The 19,605-nt window shown below is 49.1% G+C and carries 17 protein-coding genes; 6 read left to right on the top strand and 11 right to left on the bottom strand.

The window, feature by feature from the left end:
* Positions 1–77: 77 nt before the first annotated feature.
* The 6 genes from OGY68_RS07240 to rclA all read right to left on the bottom strand — a co-directional run bounded on the left by OGY68_RS07240 (position 78) and on the right by rclA (position 5,115).
* Positions 78–845, bottom strand: a complete 768-nt coding sequence (locus OGY68_RS07240) for a putative bifunctional diguanylate cyclase/phosphodiesterase (RefSeq protein ID WP_057066487.1) — start codon at positions 843–845, stop codon at positions 78–80.
* A 100-nt stretch (positions 846–945) separates the two neighbouring features.
* Positions 946–1,527 (bottom strand): helix-turn-helix transcriptional regulator, encoded by a 582-nt coding sequence (locus tag OGY68_RS07235; RefSeq protein WP_003831148.1) that lies wholly within the window; start codon positions 1,525–1,527, stop codon positions 946–948.
* Positions 1,528–1,548: 21 nt separating this feature from the next.
* The gene (locus OGY68_RS07230) at positions 1,549–2,244 is read right to left on the bottom strand and encodes a flagellar brake protein (RefSeq protein ID WP_048226180.1); all 696 of its coding nucleotides are present in this window, start codon (positions 2,242–2,244) and stop codon (positions 1,549–1,551) included.
* 570 nt (positions 2,245–2,814) lie between these two features.
* A complete protein-coding gene (gene rclC, locus OGY68_RS07225; protein ID WP_008784029.1) occupies positions 2,815–3,375 on the bottom strand; it encodes a reactive chlorine resistance membrane protein RclC in 561 nt (186 codons plus the stop codon).
* 11 nt (positions 3,376–3,386) lie between these two features.
* The gene (gene rclB / locus OGY68_RS07220; protein WP_032941888.1) at positions 3,387–3,617 is read right to left on the bottom strand and encodes a reactive chlorine resistance periplasmic protein RclB; all 231 of its coding nucleotides are present in this window, start codon (positions 3,615–3,617) and stop codon (positions 3,387–3,389) included.
* A gap of 172 nt (positions 3,618–3,789) precedes the next feature.
* Complete coding sequence (gene rclA / locus OGY68_RS07215; protein WP_286580833.1) at positions 3,790–5,115, bottom strand: reactive chlorine resistance oxidoreductase RclA; 1,326 nt, start codon at positions 5,113–5,115, stop codon at positions 3,790–3,792.
* Positions 5,116–5,352: 237 nt separating this feature from the next.
* Between rclA and rclR the strand changes: the two genes are divergently transcribed.
* On the top strand, positions 5,353–6,207 hold the full coding sequence (gene rclR, locus OGY68_RS07210) for a reactive chlorine-specific transcriptional regulator RclR (protein WP_032942614.1): 855 nt from the start codon (positions 5,353–5,355) through the stop codon (positions 6,205–6,207).
* Positions 6,208–6,259: 52 nt separating this feature from the next.
* Here the strand turns inward: rclR and OGY68_RS07205 are convergent, their stop codons facing one another.
* From OGY68_RS07205 to OGY68_RS07190, 4 genes are all read right to left on the bottom strand, one after another.
* Positions 6,260–9,403 (bottom strand): CusA/CzcA family heavy metal efflux RND transporter, encoded by a 3,144-nt coding sequence (locus OGY68_RS07205; RefSeq protein WP_286580829.1) that lies wholly within the window; start codon positions 9,401–9,403, stop codon positions 6,260–6,262.
* Positions 9,404–9,414: 11 nt separating this feature from the next.
* Positions 9,415–10,707 (bottom strand): efflux RND transporter periplasmic adaptor subunit, encoded by a 1,293-nt coding sequence (locus OGY68_RS07200; protein ID WP_057068637.1) that lies wholly within the window; start codon positions 10,705–10,707, stop codon positions 9,415–9,417.
* Positions 10,708–10,784: 77 nt separating this feature from the next.
* Positions 10,785–11,132, bottom strand: a complete 348-nt coding sequence (cusF, locus tag OGY68_RS07195) for a cation efflux system protein CusF (RefSeq protein ID WP_057068636.1) — start codon at positions 11,130–11,132, stop codon at positions 10,785–10,787.
* 32 nt (positions 11,133–11,164) lie between these two features.
* Positions 11,165–12,547, bottom strand: coding sequence for an efflux transporter outer membrane subunit (locus tag OGY68_RS07190; RefSeq protein ID WP_008784022.1), 1,383 nt, complete (start codon positions 12,545–12,547; stop codon positions 11,165–11,167).
* 195 nt (positions 12,548–12,742) lie between these two features.
* Between OGY68_RS07190 and cusR the strand changes: the two genes are divergently transcribed.
* The 5 genes from cusR to OGY68_RS07165 all read left to right on the top strand — a co-directional run bounded on the left by cusR (position 12,743) and on the right by OGY68_RS07165 (position 17,082).
* The gene (gene cusR, locus OGY68_RS07185) at positions 12,743–13,426 is read left to right on the top strand and encodes a copper response regulator transcription factor CusR (protein WP_003831137.1); all 684 of its coding nucleotides are present in this window, start codon (positions 12,743–12,745) and stop codon (positions 13,424–13,426) included.
* Positions 13,416–14,867 (top strand): Cu(+)/Ag(+) sensor histidine kinase, encoded by a 1,452-nt coding sequence (locus tag OGY68_RS07180; protein WP_032942607.1) that lies wholly within the window; start codon positions 13,416–13,418, stop codon positions 14,865–14,867. The genes cusR and OGY68_RS07180 overlap by 11 nt, the downstream gene beginning before the upstream one ends.
* A 125-nt stretch (positions 14,868–14,992) precedes the next feature.
* A complete protein-coding gene (locus OGY68_RS07175; RefSeq protein ID WP_020996562.1) occupies positions 14,993–15,319 on the top strand; it encodes a PcoE/SilE family metal-binding protein in 327 nt (108 codons plus the stop codon).
* A 372-nt stretch (positions 15,320–15,691) separates the two neighbouring features.
* Positions 15,692–16,195 carry a hypothetical protein gene (locus tag OGY68_RS07170; protein WP_032942605.1) on the top strand — a complete coding sequence of 168 codons (504 nt, stop codon included), beginning with the start codon at positions 15,692–15,694 and terminating at the stop codon, positions 16,193–16,195.
* A gap of 83 nt (positions 16,196–16,278) precedes the next feature.
* Complete coding sequence (locus OGY68_RS07165; RefSeq protein ID WP_032942603.1) at positions 16,279–17,082, top strand: MBL fold metallo-hydrolase; 804 nt, start codon at positions 16,279–16,281, stop codon at positions 17,080–17,082.
* A 69-nt stretch (positions 17,083–17,151) separates the two neighbouring features.
* Here OGY68_RS07165 and OGY68_RS07160 read toward each other — a convergent pair whose 3' ends face one another.
* Positions 17,152–19,596, bottom strand: coding sequence for a trimethylamine-N-oxide reductase 2 (locus tag OGY68_RS07160; RefSeq protein WP_032942601.1), 2,445 nt, complete (start codon positions 19,594–19,596; stop codon positions 17,152–17,154).
* Positions 19,597–19,605: the final 9 nt, after the last annotated feature.

The following is a 19,605-nucleotide window of genomic DNA, read 5'->3' as shown; positions in this document are numbered from 1 at the left end:
GCGCTACGCTTATCAGGCCTACAGACTTAACAGCAACGCGGAACAACCAAGGGGTTGGGAAACGTGAAAAGGAGGGATTAACGATTATATTGTGCTAAGAGTGAAGGGATCTCTTCTGCCAGCACCGGGGGAGAAATGAAAAAGCCTTGAATTTTGTCACAACCAATCTGCATCAACCGCTCCAGCTGGGACTGGGTTTCCACCCCTTCGGCAAGAACTTCAATGCCAAAATTATGCGCCAGTGAAATAATACCCTCAACAATCTTTGTTGATCGGGTGTCGGGCTCAATACCGGTGACAAATTCCTTATCAATTTTTAAAGTGTCAAAAGGATATTTCAACAGGTAATTAAGATTAGCATGGCCGGTTCCAAAATCATCAAGTGCAAGCTTGACCCCTATCGCCTTTAATTCTGTCATATTTTTAGCCGCAATCTGGCTGTCACACAGCGGTGACGTTTCCGTGACCTCTATTTGGCATCGATGGACCGGCAATCCGGAAGTGGCAAGATTTTGTCTGACGCGTTGGGATAGCAGAGGATCGCAGAATTCAAGCGCGGAAATATTGACGGATAATACAATGGGGTCAGGCCAGGAAGTTGCAACATCCCACGGCGAGTGAGTAACCATATCTTCAATGGAAATAATATTGCCGCTATCTTCCAGTAAGGTAATAAAAACATCGGGAGAGATCATACCCATCTGAGGACTATTCCAACGCATTAATGCTTCAAATCCGCTTATACGCTGGGCATGCAAATTGAAAATAGGCTGATAAACCATATAAAGTTGACTGGTATTCAAAGCCTTTTCAAGCGCAGTTAGCACCTCATTGGAATTAAACATTCCCCTCTCCCTCTACAAATCATAAAATTAAAAACCAGTCAAAATCACTCCCAAATTGTATCTACTATTAGGTGTATTACATCAGAAAAGAATGGTCAGGTTAGGGTAAAAAAGACATACGATGGGTAAATCTGACAATTAACTTATTTAAATCAGAGGTATTGGTCAGGCCAAGTTTGGCGACGACTCTCATCTTATGTGCCTGAATCGTTTTATAGTTCAGGCTAACTAACTCAGAAATTTCTTTGGCTGTATAACCACTTACCAGTAAGTTCAGGATCTGCTGTTCTCTTTCGGTTAATCTCTTCTGCGAACGATACAGTCGGGGGTTCCATTTCCCGACTGATAATTTCGCCAATTGACCAAAATCGCGCAGTGAAGATTTTTCAGTCAAAACTATTGTTTTTTCGACATATAATAACTCTACGCATAATTTCGCCACCAAACTATCAGCAACAATCACCACGACGTTATTATAAAATTTGAATCGGTTTTTATTCAAAAACTGAACAATGTCTGAACACGCTTGTTCATTATCAATGATATTAAAAACCATGGTTTGATGCTGGCATAATGATGACTGATGCAACATATCCTCAAACTGGAATGTTTGTATCGGTACATGTTTGCTGGTCAGGTAGGCAAACATACCATTGCCCACAAAATTATCACTGCCACACATCAACATCCTGTTCACCGTTCCTTATAAGCTTCTAATCTTGTTACTCATTAAAAATTTAATAATGATTTTCTCGACTTCAGTCTCTTCACGACGATTTTTAAAGTCGAACTCACATGAGATCTGATGACAGGAATACAACTGGTTATCCTCATCAAATTCATTGATCGGGACGACATCGATCACTTTTAAGTCCAGTTGTAAACTGCCAAAGGTATCGAAATCCAGAGATGCATTTTTAATCACCGCATCTTTATAAAGAAAACGGGCGTTTACATCTTTAACGATTAACGCACAACCACCCTGCGAGATATTTTTAATCTTGAGAGAGTAGTTTTCTCCATTTTTGTAACGACCAAAACAGAAAAAGTCATAGCCCTTCAGGAATGAAAAACGCTGATTTTGTCTCTGCTGGGCAAAGAAAATCATATCCGGGATGAAGTAGGATAATCCTGCTTCCGCACCTGCTGACGAGGTTTGTTCGAACCTGGCAGTAAATTTTACAATCCCGCTTTCGCTGTGCAGGATAAAGTATTGGACCTTTTCAGGAACAATGTCTCCGTGTCCGGAGATGACAAACCGTTCGAAATCAACTTTCTCTAACTGCGTGATAACGCTACTGTCTCCACACAGGATTTCCAGTTTCGTTTTCTTATGAAGCTCTTCACGAAGGATAGCGATGATTTCAAACTTGTCTTCCTTTGCTAAGCCAAAGCTCATTCTAAAACCCTTATTTCCATATTTAAGATATGTCCCGCCTTTGGTTACTCACAAAACGCGAGATCAGCATCCACCCCTGGTGCTTAATTACCATAGTGGATTCCATGTCAAACAGTTGGTTAAAAGTTAAGTTTTTAACTATCTTTAGTCAGTTATTGATACGTAAAAACATTTAATCAGGATTAATTCTAGCTCAAGCCAGGCCTAAAACCACGCGAACTTGCGTACTGGCTATAACAAAAGCGAATAACAAAATTTTTAAAATGAGGTTTTGAGATAACAAATAGCAAGAATTGTACAGAAAAAAAATAAAGCAATCATGATGGAGGGGCTACGCAACATGCGGGTTGGCGTGCTATCGCGGGGGATAAGAGAAGATGTTTACTGCACTCTATCATTAACTAAAATATAGCCCTGACTCGTTATGCTTCTGAATTGAATAATTGCAATTTATATATGCTTAATAAATTTACCTTAAGTCAGAAAAAAAGCCAGCATCCTGCTGGCCCGGTAAGTACCGAATCGAACTATAGTGGCTTGCTATCTTACAGAGGGCACAACGTTAAAAATTCAATACCGCTGCTTAATTATTGATCGGGATGAATCTGCGATAATCATCACTGCTCCCGCCAACATTAACGTATCTTTTAACACCAACCGCCCGGCGCCTGACAAGTACGGAAATCCGTGGTGTAAATCACCCAGCGGCATTACCCATGCTTCTGGAGTGGTTATTAAAAATGATAAGGTAACAATTGGTGTGGCAAATGCCAGAACGCCGCCAATTAATCCCAACCAACGGCTAACAGGATTAGCCAGCACCAGCAAAGCGATAAGAACTTCGACTACGCCCAGGCCATTTGAGAACGTATACGTGTTATTCGCTGTCTGCCATTCACGAGCCTGTGGTTTGAATTCACCTTCGTGGGTTAAATGTTGTTTGTATTCTTCTGGATGCTCATAAAAAAATGACATTACCGGACTATTGGCGACAAACGGCGTAATGCTGTCGGCTTCGTAAGGTACAAATTTTAATAAACCAATCCAGATAAAAACAATCGCGATACTCAGGCGAATCAAGGTTAATCCAACTCTATCGCCTTTGCCCAATATACGAAGATACTTTTCCATCCCGGCTCTCCTTACTTGTACAAAATTGCCGTTGCGTGAGTACTGCTATCAATGCGCATTGAGGTAATTTTCCAGGAAGTCGCATTCTTTTCCTGCGCCAGTTTCGCAATAGCATCTTCCACCACGGAAGGAGAGCCAGACACGGCTGATACGCTAACGTGGGCAACCTCTGTTTGCGCTAACGCGGAAAATGTCACCGGAGCAGTCAGTAACGCAGTCATTAGTAACGTAGACTTAAACATGTTCATTTCTATTTCCATTAACGAGTTATTTCAGTGGAAATATAATAAAACATGTCACTTTATTTTATTTCATCCGTAACGCCAGAATAACTGTCAATTAGTATCAGGAATATAACAAACAAATAAAAAAAAGCCCCACACGGGTGGGGCAAATATGCAGACTACGCTATTATCATTTTATGAGAGAAAAGAGATCGTTTAATGATTCGCTCATACTTGGATGGGTAAATATCTGGTCACGCAATGTGGTATAAGGTAACCCCGCATCCATAACCGTCTTGATGATATTAATCATTTCATGAGAATCCACGCACAGCAGCGACACGCCTAATATTTGTTTCGTTTCGCTATCCACCACCGCTTTAAGAACACCACGCGTATCATTCATCACCCGCGCTCGCGGGATAGCCGCTACCGGCAACGTCACGACTTGCACCGCCGCACCGCTGGCGCGAGCCTGTTCTTCAGTCATTCCGACGCGGGAAAGCGGCGGCGTCATAAAGACGGAATACGGTACGTTTTGGCGATCGCCCGTGTTACGTAACCCCTCGCCTAGCAGGTTGTCACGCACAATACGGAAGTCATCCAGTGAGATATAGGTAAATTGTAATCCACCAGTGACATCGCCCATTGCCCAAATGTTATCTGCCGATGTACGCAAATATTTATTCACAACAATGGCACCACGATCGTTTACATCCACACCCGCTTTCTGCAATTGCAGGTTTTCTGTCGCCGGTTTGCGACCTGATGCTACCAACAGCGCATCCACCGTCTGGCCCCCCTCCGGCATGTGCAGCTGTACTGCACCATCATGCGAGGAGACCGACTGCACGTTGGCATTGAGGATCAGCTCGACGCCTTTGTCGCGTAAAATGTTGGCGATAGCGTCAGCAATATCCCGGTCCTCACGAGGCAAAAATTGCGGAGCTGCTTCATAAATAGTAACTTTGCTACCAAAGTTGGCAAACATCGATGCGAATTCAACGCCGATATACCCACCGCCCAAAATGCCCAGACGCTCTGGACGTTGCGTCAAATTCAACAGCCCGGTGCTGTCAAATACGCCAGGTGTCGTGGTTAATCCCCCAACGTTTGGAATCGTTGACTGGGCGCCAGTATTAATAAAGATTTTCTCGCCGCTCAGCTCAATCTCGCCTGTTGACTGCACGACTCGCACAGTATGATTATCAACGAATTCAGCACGACCTTCAATCACATCCACGTTTTCCAGATCGGCAAGATTATGGAAGTTTTTATCGCGCAGAAAACTGACAACAGAGGCCTTGCGTTGCATTGCTTCGGCAAAGTCATGCTGAAGCTCAGCATCATGTACCAGGGTTTTGGTTGGGATACAGCCGATGTTGATGCATGTCCCGCCATACATGGTGTTTGACTGTTCAATAATCGCTACCCGCCAACCCGTTTTGGCCAGTGTTGCCGCCAGCGTTTTACCCGCTTTGCCAAATCCAATAATAATCGCCTGATACTGATTCATGCTGTCTCTCCGCCAAGTCACTGTTCGTTTGATGAACTGAAATATAGCTCTAACTCTGCCGAAACAATGTATCCACAACTCGCAGATAACTGTCAGATCGTCTAAATTAGCCTTAAAGATGACTAACATTTCGAGAATGAATTATTACACTAACACCTTGAAGGTATTAATTTAATAATAAAATAAAGAGATAATATCGTTTCAATAAACGACAACAAAAAATGTTCAGGAGTCTCCATGGATGCCCTTAGCCGATTACTGATGCTTAACGACCCACAAGGCTCGATCGATCAAAATTGCCTGCTGAGCAGGGACTGGCAACTGCCGCACGCAGCAGGTGAATTGTCCATTATCCGCTGGCATACGGTCACACAAGGGGCAGCCCAACTGGACATGCCCGATGGGACATCTTTTACTCTGCTGCCCGGTACTATCATGCTCTTGCCGCAAAACTCCGCACATCGGCTCTGCCAGTCTGGCGATGAACAAACACACATTGTTTGTGGCAGCCTTCGATTGCACGCTTCCTCACGCTATTTTTTAACTGCATTACCGGAAGTATTAGTTCTGGCACCTGATGAAAATAGCCCTGTCGGCCATTGGCTTAAGGCTATGATTGAGCTGATGCAACAGGAATCCATGAGTACGCTACCAGGTTCCAGTGTAGTCTGCAGTCAACAATGCGCCACACTGTTTGCCTTAGCCGTTCGCGAATGGTTAACCAGGGCGACCCCCGTTCAAAACGTGTTGAATCTACTGCTTCATCCCAAACTAGGGGCTGTCGTCTTCATGATGCTGGAGTCACCGGCGTTTGCCTGGACCGTCGAAGAACTGGCGAAACGTGCGCATATGTCACGGGCCAGCTTCGCGCAGTTATTTCGTGAAGTCTCAAACTCCACGCCGCTCGCAGTATTAACCACTTTACGCCTGCAATTCGCTGCCCAGATGCTGTCTCGCGGGTCGCAGCCATTGGTTGTGGTGGCCGAGTCGGTAGGCTACGCCAGCGAATCGTCATTCCATAAAGTCTTTTTACGGGAATTTGGCTGCACGCCGGGTGAGTACCGCAAACGCGTGAAGGCACTGGAGGTATAACGCGGCGCCTGCTTCGGCAACAAATCCGAATGCAGGCGCGCGCTTTAGAGCATTATTTTTGACCGCGGTGTCTGTGCAACCACATCAGCTTATACGCAGCCGGAATAATGAATAGCGACAGCAATGGCGCGGTGATCATGCCGCCAATCATCGGCGCGGCTATGCGGCTCATGACTTCTGAGCCTGCTCCCGTCCCCCACAAGATAGGTAACAGACCCGCGATAATCACCGCCACGGTCATCGCTTTTGGCCGCACGCGCAGCACGGCACCGTGATATAACGCTTCATCCAGCTTGTCCGCCGTAAAGGTTTGCGGATTTTCCAGCGCGGGTTCGGCTTCAATAGCGTGGCGCAAGTACATCAGCATCACCACGCCAAACTCCGCAGCAACACCTGCCAGGGCGATAAATCCGGTTCCGGTTGCAACCGACATATGGAACCCCATCCAGTAAAGGAACCAGATGCCGCCCACCAGCGCAAAAGGCACACTGGTGATAATCAGCAGCGCTTCGCCAAAGCGACGGAAGGCCAGATAAAGCAAGACGAAGATAATCATCAGCGTCATTGGCACCATCAACTTGAGCTTATGGCTGGCGCGCTCAAGCAGCTCGAATTGCCCCGAAAACACCACACTGGTCCCCGGCTTTAACTGGACCTTTTCAGCAATAGCCTTTTTCAGATCGTTCACCACTGAGACCATGTCACGATCTCGGGCGTCGATGTAAATCCAACTGGTTGGTCGCGCATCTTCGGTTTTCAGCATCGAAGGCCCCGAAACCACCGTCACATCGGCGACATCCGCCAGCGTAATTTGCTGTTTCATGGGCGTCAGAATCGGCAGATTACGCAATGCTTCCGGGCTATCACGATAGCTCTGCGCATAGCGCAGGTTGATAGGATAGCGTGCAATCCCTTCCACCGTTTCGCCCACCATTGCCCCTCCTACCGCTGAAGTGACAAACAGCTGCACAGCACCTACGGTCATGCCGTACCGGGCCGCTCTTTCACGATTAATATCTACGTTGAGATAGCGTCCGCCCACCAGACGCTCGGCCAGCGCCGAAGAGACACCCGGCACGGTTCTGGCCACCTCTTCAATTTGCTCCGCCGTGGCGTCGATATCTGCCAGAACATTACCCGACACCTTAATGCCAATTGGGCTTTTGATCCCCGTAGAGAGCATGTCGATACGGTTACGAATCGGCGGAACCCACAGATTCGCCAGCCCCGGCAAGCGTACGGTTTTGTCCAGCTCGGCGATGATTTTGTCCATTGTCATCCCCGGACGCCACTGGTCCTGCGGCTTCAGTTGGATCGTCGTTTCAACCATTTCCAGCGGCGCGGAGTCTGTTGCGGTTTCTGCCTTACCGGTTTTACCAAACACGCGCGCCACTTCCGGAACGGTCATGATCAGCTTGTCGGTTTTCTGCAGCATATCCGCTGCCTGCGCCGCTGAGATCCCCGGCAATGTCGAAGGCATATACAGCAGATCGCCTTCGTTAATCTGCGGCAGGAATTCACCACCGACTTTATTCAGCGGGTAGACAACCGTCAGTATTGAAAGCACCGCCACCAGAATGGTGGTCTTGGGCCAGTGCAACACCTTCAGCAACAACGGATGGTAAATACGGATCAGAAAACGGTTAAGCGGGTTGCTGCTTTCGGCCGGTATTTTTCCACGGATCCAGAATCCCATCAGGATAGGAATAACCACAATCGCCAGAAATGCCGCCCCTGCCATGGCATACGTTTTGGTGAACGCCAGCGGGCCGAACAGTCGCCCCTCTTGCCCCTCAAGCGTGAAAATGGGGATAAACGACAACGTGATGATCAACAGGCTGATGAACAATGCCGGGCCGACTTCTACCGAGGCGTCAGTAATAACCTTCCAGCGCGTTGCGTTATCGAGCTTTTCATTCGGATGCTGATGCCCCCACTCTTCCAGCCGCTTATGGGCGTTTTCAATCATCACGATTGCGGCATCAACCATCGCCCCGACGGCAATGGCAATTCCCCCTAGCGACATGATGTTGGCGTTCAAACCCTGGAAATGCATCACGATAAACGCGATACACAGCCCCAGCGGCAGGGAAATAATCGCCACCAGCGCCGAACGCAGATGCCACAGGAACAGTGCGCACACCAGCGCCACGACGATAAACTCTTCCAACAGCTTGTAGCTGAGGTTATCAATGGCGCGATCGATGAGCTGACTGCGATCGTATGTTGTAACTACCTCTACGCCTTCCGGCAGGCTGCTTTTCAGCGTGTCGAGTTTGGCTTTAACGGCAGAGATCACCTCACGCGCATTTTTACCGGAACGCAGGATAACCACCCCGCCCGCGACTTCGCCTTCGCCATTCAGTTCGGCGATCCCACGGCGCATTTCCGGCCCAATCTGTACGCGCGCCACATCGCGCAGGTAAACAGGTACACCGTCGGCCTCTGTTTTCAGGACGATGTTATTGAAATCATCGAGAGTTTGCAGATATCCACTGGCGCGGACCATATATTCCGCTTCAGCCATCTCAACAGATGAGCCGCCCGCTTCCTGATTCGACGTATCCAGCGCCGATTTCACGTCCGCCAGGCTGATGCCATATTGCGTCAGCTTCATCGGATCGATAACGACCTGATACTGTTTAACCACGCCGCCTACCGAAGCGACCTCCGCCACGTTAGGAATCGTTTTTAACTCATACTTTAAAAACCAGTCCTGAAGAGAGCGTAATTCCGCCAGATCATGTTTCCCACTGCGATCCACCAGCGCGTACTCAAATATCCAGCCGACGCCCGTGGCGTCCGGTCCCATTTCCGCGCTAACGCCAGCCGGTAATTTTCCCTGAACCTGGTTGAGATACTCCAGTACGCGCGAGCGCGCCCAGTAAGGATCGGTACCATCTTCGAAAATGACGTACACGTAGGAATCACCAAACTGCGAGAAACCGCGCACGGTTTTCGCACCCGGTACCGACAGCATGGTGGTGGTCAGCGGGTAGGTCACCTGATTTTCAACAATTTGCGGCGCCTGCCCCGGATAGCTGGTTTTGACGATCACCTGAACATCAGAGAGATCGGGCAGCGCATCAACCGGCGTATTGATGATGGTCCAGGTTCCCCAGACGCTAAGAAACAGCGCCCCCATCATCACCAGAAAACGGTTTGCCACCGAACGACGGATAATCCATTCAATCATTTATCATGTCCTCAGTGTGAATGGGTCGCCTGGGCTGGCATGGCGGCTGCATCTTGCGCCTTACTGTTCTGGGCGCGCATACGGTCCAGTGCGCCAGAGATATTCGCTTCGGAATCAATCAGGAACAGGCCACTGGACACCACTTTTTCGCCTTCGGTCAGGCCGGAGCTGATAGCCGTCAGCCCCTGGGATTCATGGAATACCGCAACCTGTTTCGGCACAAATCGGCCTTCGTTATCAACGGTGATGACCCGCTGCTCGGTACCCGTATCAATCAGTGCTTTAGACGGAATCAGCAGCATTGGCTCGCTTTGTGTTTTCAGTTGCAGGTAAGCATTCATCCCGGGCTTGAGCGCCTCGTCGGGGTTATCGACCTGTAAACGGAGCTGGAGCGTACGCGTGGTAGCATCAACGCTTGGTAAGATACTCCACTTGCTGATGGTGAAAGGCTTATCCGGCCAGGCGGGCACGGTGATGGTAAACTGCGAGGCATCTTTAATCAGCCAGGCGATAGATTCCGGGACCGACGCGCTAACCCATACCGGGTCCATACCCTGAATTTTCGCGACCACATTGTCTTTGGAAATATTCATACCGGTACGCAAATCGAATGCGGTGATCACCCCATCGATAGGCGCTTTCAGGGTAAAGCGAGTCTGAATTTTACGCGTCGATTTTAAGCGCTGGATATCTGCTTCAGGCATTCCAGCCAGACGTAATCTCTCCAGAATCCCTTCCACCTGCGTCGCGCTACCGCCCGTTTCACGCAGCAATAAATATTCGCTCTGCGCCTCAACCCAATCAGGAATAGTCAGGTCGATCAGCGGCGAACCCTTCTTAATTTTGTCCCCCACGGTCAGCGGGTAAACCTTCTCGATAAAGCCCGCAGAGCGTGCCTGGACAATAACAAACTGGTATTCGTTATAACTAACGTTGGCCGGGAAAGTTTGCGTGTAGTGCAGTGGTCCACGACGCACTGGCTCTGTTTTCAGCCCCAGGTTCTGGGTCTGTGTAGGATCGATGCGCACGCTAGGCGATGACGCGTTCGCGGTCTCTTCATCGGCATATTTCGGGATCAGATCCATATCCATAAACGGCGATTTACCCGGTTTATCAAAGCGCGTGTTCGGATACATGGGGTCATACCAGAACAACACTTTTCTGGCTTCTTTTTGCTGAACTGGCCCGGCTACAGACGATATTTTTACCGATGAATAATAAGTATAAACACCGACAGAAATAATCCCGCCGGCAATCATGCTACCGAGAATAAGCGCGGTATTTTTAATATTTAAAGACGCCATAGTGATTTCCATTGCGCGATAGTCTCACCCGCGTTCGCAAAAAACTCGGGCAAGAATAAAAGAGACCAGCGAGAACGTTATTTACTGATGTGAATATCGCGTAACACAGAGAGATTTCCCTGCTGAACAAACGTAAACGCGACCTTATCGCCTGGCTTAATATCATCAGCCTTCGTATCAGCAACCAGCGTAAAGCGCATCGTCATGGCCGGCCAGTTCACCGCTGGAATAGGGTCATGCTTAATCGTGATTTTTTTACTCTCCATATCAACAGCTTCAATCACCCCGTTAGCGCTAATGAGTTGTTCCTGTTGAGCCGCTGGCTGCATATTCATCATCTCGCCATGCTGATTTTCATTGGCCTGGGCGTTAAACATAACCACAGAGAAAAGGCTAAACAGTACGGCTTTGGCGGTAGTATTCATACATCATGCTCCTGAAAAGTTAATATTAAGGATTACTCCACCCAACCGCCGCCTAAGGCAGCAAACAGTTTAATTTCATTAACCTGTTGGGCGTAATTAAGATCGAGCAGCGATTGCCGCGTAGCGAATAAAGAACGTTCTGCGTCTAATACTTCGATATAGCTAACTGCGCCATTCTGATAAAGCGCTCTGGCGCGCTGTAGTGTGATTTGCAATGAATCCAGATAACGCTGCTGCCCACTAATTTGATCGGCAATGCTTTGGCGTAACACCAGTGCATCCGCCACTTCTTTAAACGCGTTCTGAATTTTTTGTTCGTAATTAACTACTGACTGTTGCTGGCGAATTTCTGCCAGGTCGAGATTGGACTGATTACGTCCGGCGTTGAAGATTGGAATATCTATTTTGGGGACAAAATTCCACATGCCGCTGGAGGCATTAAATAAATTGGAAAGATCGCTACTGCTACTGGACACGGAACTGGTCAACGTTATCGACGGAAAAAATGCCGCCCGCGCAGCACCGATATTGGCATTTGCCGCCAATAATCCGTGCTCAGCTTCCATAATATCCGGGCGCTGCAACAGTATTTGCGACGACAACGATGGCGGCAGCGTTACCGGTTTAATATCCCCACGGCTGCGCGCCTGGTCATCGGGTAATTTCCCGTATGTACCCAGCAACAGTTGCAGCGCGTTATTGGCCTGTGCCAACTCACCTTTACGCTTGGCAATTTCGCTACGCGTACTTTCAATCACACCGCGCGCTTGTTCCAACGCCAGTACGTTGGTGCTACCGGTTATCAGTTGCTTCTCTACAAAAGCATAAGAGCGCTGATAGTTTTGCAGCGTTTCTTCGGCAACTTGCAACTGCGCGTAAGCCAGACGCTGGTTGAAATAGCTTTGCGACACGTTGGAAATTAATAAGATATGCACCGCCCGACGCGCCTCTTCGCTGGCGAAGAAGTTCTGCCGTTCGGCTTCACTCATATTTTTAAGCCGCCCAAAGAAATCCAGGTCGAAACTGAGATTGAGTCCAGCTTCGAATTCACGATCGGTGCTGCTATCACCTTTTAATTTACCGCTGTAGGTACCGCTGGAGCCTGCCGTGATTTGCGGATAACGGTCAGCGTCCGTGACGCCATACTGCGCTCGCGCTTCCTGAACCTTCAGCGTCGCCATGCGTAAATCGCGGTTATTGATCAGCGCCTCACCAATCAACGCCTTCACCTGGTCGTCAACAAAAAAGGTTCGCCACCCCGTGTCCTGGTATTCACCAGGAGCCGACACCAGGGAATTCTGGCTTAAAGAAAATTGCTGTGGCACCGGCAAGGCCGGGCGCTGATAGTCCGGCGCCAATGAACAACCAGCGAGCACGAATATAGCGCTGAGAGTAAGAAGCTTAAATTTGCTCATAGTTCTTCTCGTCCTGACCGGACTGATGTCCCTAAAATAAGTAGGAATTTATAGTCTTGTACTTTAACGAAGTGACTCTGTTTAACCGGTGACAGGAAAATGACAATACTGTCATTTTCCCAATAACAGATTGCTATCCGATCCCGCTTCCCTAGAATTGAAAGTCCGCACAACCAGTGCGAGAAGGAGAATGCGATGAAGGTTTTGATAGTCGAAGATGAGAAAAAAACCGGTGAATACCTGACGAAAGGCCTGACGGAAGCGGGTTTTGTTGTGGATTTGGCGGATAACGGCCTGAACGGGTATCACCTGGCTATGACCGGCGATTACGACCTGCTCATACTCGACATCATGCTGCCGGATGTAAACGGCTGGGATATCGTGCGGATGCTGCGTTCCGCCAACAAAGGAATGCCCATTCTTCTCCTCACCGCACTGGGTACCATTGAACATCGGGTTAAAGGTCTGGAATTAGGTGCTGATGATTACCTGGTTAAACCGTTTGCCTTCGCCGAACTGCTGGCACGGGTCAGAACGCTGCTGCGCCGGGGCGCTGCGGTGATTGTTGAAAGCCAGTTTCAGGTCGCGGATTTAATGGTCGATCTGGTCAGCAGGAAAGTCACCCGCAGCGGTACGCGCATCACCCTGACCAGCAAAGAGTTTACGCTGCTTGAGTTTTTCCTGCGCCATCAGGGGGAAGTTTTACCCCGCTCACTGATCGCCTCCCAGGTCTGGGATATGAATTTTGACAGCGATACTAATGCCATCGACGTCGCCGTTAAGCGTCTGCGCGCCAAAATTGATAACGATTTTGAGCCGAAACTGATTCAGACCGTGCGCGGTGTGGGATATATGCTTGAGGTTCCTGATGACCAGTAAACGATGGCGGCGCCCTTTTTCACTGGCGACACGACTGACCTTTTTTATCAGCCTGGCGACAATTGCTTCATTTTTCGCCTTTGCATGGATAATGATCCACTCCGTGAAAGTCCACTTCGCCGAGCAGGACATCAACGATTTACAAGAGATTAGCGCCACGCTGGAGAGGATTATTAACCAACCCAACGAGCCAGAATCACGCCGCCTGGAAACGCTAAAAAATGTGGTGGCGGGTTATTCGAACGTCATTATTTCTCTGGAAGATAACAACCAAAAGGCCATTTTCCATTCGCCCAATGCGCCGGATCTCCGGCAGTTTATCGCCAGTGCAAGGCCGGATAAAAATGCTCATGCCAGCGATGTTTTTATTATCTCAGGCCCCACACTGCAAACCTCCAAACATATCCACGGACAGAAAACATCGTCTAACTGGCGAATGATTCGCCTGCCGGTAGGACAACTTGCCGATGGAAAACCAGCGTATACGCTGTATCTGGCATTATCGATCGACTTTCATCTGCACTATATTAACGATCTGAAAAACAAGCTGATTATGACAGCATCGCTGATTAGCATGATGATTGTTTTTATCGTGTTGTTCGCCGTATACAAAGGTCATGAACCGATTCGTAACGTCAGTCGTCGCATCCAAAATATCACCTCGAAAGATCTCGATGTACGCCTCGATCCGCAAGCTGTTCCTATTGAACTGGAACAACTGGTGAGTTCGTTTAATCATATGATCGAACGCATCGAAGACGTATTTAAACGCCAGTCGAACTTCTCAGCGGATATTGCCCATGAGATCCGCACGCCAATAACTAACCTCGTCACCCAAACGGAGATTGCGCTCAGCCAGACCCGCAGCCAAAAAGAGCTGGAAGATGTGCTGTATTCCAATCTCGAAGAGTTTGGCCGTATGTCGAAGATGGTGAGTGATATGCTGTTTCTGGCGCAGGCGGATAACAATCAGCTGATCCCAGAAAAAAAAGCGCTCAATCTGGCTGATGAGGTCGGTAAAGTGTTCGACTTTTTCGAAGCCTGGGCTGAAGAGCGTGAGGTTGGTTTACGGTTTGAAGGACGCGCATGCTGGGTTTCAGGCGACCCATTAATGTTACGCCGGGCAATGAGTAATCTGCTGTCAAATGCCATGCGCTATACGCCAAAAGGCGAGTCGGTAACCGTGCGGGTGAAAGAGGCGGATGGCCAGGTGCAGATAGTCGTTGAGAATCCCGGAAACCCCATTCCCCCGCAACATCTTCCGCGACTCTTTGACCGCTTTTATCGAGTGGACCCTTCACGACAGCGTAAGGGCGAAGGCAGCGGCATTGGTCTGGCGATTGTGAAATCAATTGTGACTGCCCATCAAGGAAAAGTCTCGGTGACTTCCGACCCTCATGCCACTCGCTTTATTCTGACGCTGCCCAAGCACGCGATTTAATTTATGGTGATGACGCTTATACCCGTCATCACCTGTTGTCTGACACAACCGTCATAATCCTGTCACGCCACTGACAGCCCCTATTAATTATACTTTCTTTCGTAAACCCAAACAGGAGAAATATGATGAATAAGATGTCCTCTTTTTTAGCTATCGCGTTTTTTATTTCAGCTGGCGTTAATGCGGCAGAAACACCCAAAATGCATCAGCAGGCCGCAATGGCTCATGAAATGATGAATAACAGCGACGCTCCTGCACATCAACAAATGGCACAAGCACACGCCGCGCAGGCAAATAATTCATCGTCAACATCAACCAATGCGCAATCATTTTCACAAATGAATGAACATGAAAAAGCGATGGTTGTTCACCAATCGGTAAACAACGGCCATTCATTTGCTCATGAGGTACAGGCCGAGCAGCACCGCGCGCAGATCTCCACTCAGGGGTAAAGACGAACTATATTGACAACGACATCCATAAATACGCGAAGTTTGAATATTGTGGACTACTCTCCCCACGCGGGCCTGTTTATATACAAGCCCGCGTCCCACTTCATCGTTAATGTCAATATTAATAACTCATTAAATCCTTCTTCTAAAAGTAAATACATCTTAGCTCTCTACCCGGATTGTATAAAATAAGTAAATAAACAGCTTATTATGTTGCGTATTACAGCATTCACCACCCCACCCTAATTATAAATTAGGATTCCCCCTGGTATGCTTCATTAATATTTAATGGGAGACTGCCGTCGTCGTAAACATGACAGTCAAAAAGTTCGCATTCCTATAAATAAATTTAATGATGATAGTGAGTAAAAAATGAATAAACGTCTGCTAACCCTCCTTGTCCTTGGCCTGACAACTGCCACAACAGCATGTGCAATTACCCCGGCAATGCAGAAAAAGTATGAACGTTCAGGTTGTACGCAGATGAGTGAACTCAATGGCTGCGATGTGAATAAATCCTATCAGTGGAACCGCGATCATGGCTTTATTGAGAACAGTAACGGCCAGCAGAATCGTCATCATCATGGTGAAAAACAGCAAAATACCACTAACACGGATAACCACGATAATGCCGGTATTGATGGCAAATTCAGCGGAAATTACATAGCCAAATTTGCCAGTGGTCAACGCAGCGTTGATATTCACGTCGAAGATTCCGGCGTTTACGTCAATGGTAATGAAGTGCGTGACGTAAATACCTATAAGGATACGATGACCTTCCGCGTCGGTTATGCCACTTACACCATTAAAACAAATGGTCACGGTAGCTGGAATGACAGCGATGCAGGAAACGCAGGCAAAATTGTGCGTGAATAACGGATAACGCTAAAGAGCGCTGCGATCACAGCGCTCTCAAAAGCGATGCATTACAGTATGCCGTTTTAATACGGGAGTCAGGCATGGCTTTAACCCTCACAGTGCTGCTTGAAAACCGACGCGCTGCTGGCGCAGAAAAATCAATACTGGCCAAGCCTGGATTAAGTCTGTTAGTTCAGGATGAAACAACCACAATATTGTTTGATACCGGGCCGGACGGCAGCTTCATGCATAACGCTGCACAAATGGGCGTGGACCTGACCCAATTAACCGCCGTAGTGCTGTCGCACGGTCATTATGATCACTGCGGCGGCGTGCCGTGGCTTGCGGATAACAGCCGTATCATTTGCCATCCTCAACTGGCCTGCGAGCGTTACGCATCGATAACGGTTGCGGGAATACCACGAAAAATTAAAAAACTCTCGCGTGATAACAACTACTCTCGATTCATAATGGAATACACCCGCGAGCCGCTGGCTATCAGCGATCGTTTTTTGTGGTCCGGGGAAATCAGTGTCCCCACGCCACAGTCCTATGGCGTGATTAGCGAGAAAACACTCCAGCCAGATTACATCAGTGACGAAGGCGTATTGATCTATAAATCTGCACGCGGGTTAGTCATCATTACCGGTTGCGGGCATCGGGGAATAGAGAACATCGTACGCCATTGCCAGAAAATCACCGGGGTTACCAAAATTCACGCCCTGATCGGTGGCTTTCATTTACGCGCCGCCTCCCCCGCTAAGCTATGGCGGACCCGACAATTTATTCAGCAACAGCAACCCGAAAAACTGCTCGGCTGTCATTGCACCGGTTCGTGGGGGCGATTGTGGCTACCGGGAACTGACGCCCCGGCAACGGGAGATGTGATAGTGCTGGCTGAGTAACAACAGTAAAACGTTGCCCAAACAGCAATAAAAAACGGGAGCCTTACGGCCCCCGTTTATCAGTCATCATTACATGGTGACAATTGCTGGCTCATCAAAGACGGTGAGTTTTGGCGCTTCACCGGTGTATTTTTCTGCGTATACCAGGCTGGTATTCCCGGCACAGCCGTTCGCCAGTCTTGAAGTCGGGATATCCGCCGTCAGCACGTTCGCGCCGCCATTTTTACAGATACCGTTTTCAATATCCGGCCATGCGCCTTCATGAATACAGATGATGCCCGGTTTGATGCCGTCGCTGACGTGCGCCCCAACCAGAACCTGTCCACGAGCATTCCATACGCGGACCAGATCGCCCTCGGCAATCCCTCTGGCTTTTGCGTCATCCGGATGAATCGTCACCGGTTCACGATTGGCAATTGCGTACTCTTTACGTAGCGACGCGTAGTTCAGCTGGCTATGCAGACGATGTGCCGGGTGCGCCGTCAGTAGCTGCAGCTGATCTTTATCCGCAGTTCCTTTCCATTCATCCGGTTCAATCCAGGACGCATGCGGCGGACAGTCTTTATACTGATAGCCTTCAATCGTTTTCGAGTAGATTTCTATCTTGCCGCTCGGCGTTCCGAGTGCGTTCATCACCGGATCGCTGCGGAAATCCGCGTAGCGCACATATTTGTTATTCTTTTCATTCTCACGCATTTCGATCAGTTTATTCTGCTGCCAGAACGCGTTGAACTGAGGCATGGCGACACGCTGGGCGCGGGCGGCTTTTTGCGCGACGTCATAGAACTGCTTCAGCCACGCCATTTCGTCTTTGCCTTCGGTGTAGACAGCTTTCCCCCCCGGCTTGAGCATCTCAGCCAGATCGGCAAATACGTCAAAATCACTACGCGCTTCAAACTGCGGCTCAATGACCTGCTTCATCGGTACCAGATGCTGGTTACTGTAATCACCGGTCATGGTCAGATCGTTACGCTCAAACGAGGTGGTGATTGGCAGAACGATATCGGCGTGTTTGGCCGCAGCGGTCCAGTAGCATTCAGAGATGACAACCAGTTCAGGCTTCTGCCAGGCTTTGATTAAGCGGTTGGTATCCTGATGATGGGTAAAGTTAGCGCCGCCCGCCCACCAGATCATTTTGATATCCGGGAAGGTTTGCTCTTTACCGTTATGTTGATATTTGCCGCCTGGGTTTTCCAGCGCTTCGACAATTCGCGCTACCGGCAGGCTGGTCACCGCATCGGAAACCGCCCAGTCATTACCTGCCGATGACCCACCCTCAATTTTGGCGGAGATCGCCGGTAAGACCCCACCGATGCGCGTTGGATTACCGCCGTTGGAATAGTGATAAGAGAACCCGAAGCCGCCGCCTTCGGTACCAATTTGCCCCAGCATCGCCGCCAGAGTCACCAGCATCCAGTGTTTTTGCTCACCGTATTGCTGGCGCTGAATCCCCCAACCTGCCATGAGCATGGTTTTGTTGCTGGAGAAAATTTCCGCCAGCTTTTCCAGTTGCTCAGCAGGCACGCCACACACGCCAGATGCCCATTCGGCGGTTTTCTCTACTTTATCGCTCTTGCCGAGCAGGTACTCTTCAAACTGCGGATATCCGGTGGTGTATTTTTCCAGGAAGGCTTTGTCGTGAAGGTTTTTCTTCACCAGCGTATGGGCGATCCCTAACATCATTGCCACATCGGTCCCCATATGTGGCGCAATCCAGGTCGCATTATCACCAAAGAACTCGATGGTTTCAGAACGCATCGGATCGATGGCGATGACGCTTTTCCCTGATTTCTTCAGCAGATTAAAGTATTCGATCCCTTGTTCATCCGTGCTGCTCCAGGCAATCTTAAGGGTGTTGAGCGGGTTCATCCCCCACAGCACCACGACCTGACTGTGCTCAAGCACCATCGGCCAGGTGGTTTGCTGCTCATAAACCTCAACCGATCCCACAACATAAGGCATGATCACCTGCGCGGCACCGGTTGAATAATCTCCGGTATGCCCAGCGTAGCCACCGGCCATGCTCATATAGCGTTGCAGTAAGGTTTGCGCCTTATGCAGAACGCCGCTGGATCGCCAGCCATAAGAACCGGCAAATATCGAAGCCGGACCATAGCTGCTGCGGATCCGGCTGTGCTGTTCATGAATGAGCTTCAGCGCTTGCTCCCAGCTGACCCGCACGAAGGGATCGTTACCGCGCTTGCCATCCGCTTTACCCGGGTTTTCCAGATAGCTTTTGCGCACCATCGGATACTTAACGCGGATATTGGTATGAACCTGATCTGGCGCGGTTTGCTGTAATGAGTTCGGCACCGTTTTCGGCAACGCGCCTTTTGAGGAAACCACTTTTCCGTCTTTTACTTCCACGTATACCGCACCCCAACGTGCTGCCGTCAGGATTGCTCCGCCATTCTGGCCTTCGGCCCAGGCTGGCATTGGGATCACCGAAGAAATCGCCATTGTCCCGGTTGCCGCGCCAGCCGTCTTAATAAAGTCACGTCTTGTGAGTTTCATGATTTCTCC

The organism is Citrobacter sp. Cpo065, from assembly GCF_030332805.1.
GTDB classification, from domain to species: domain Bacteria; phylum Pseudomonadota; class Gammaproteobacteria; order Enterobacterales; family Enterobacteriaceae; genus Citrobacter; species Citrobacter portucalensis.
This window is presented reverse-complemented; position numbering and strand designations above follow the sequence as displayed.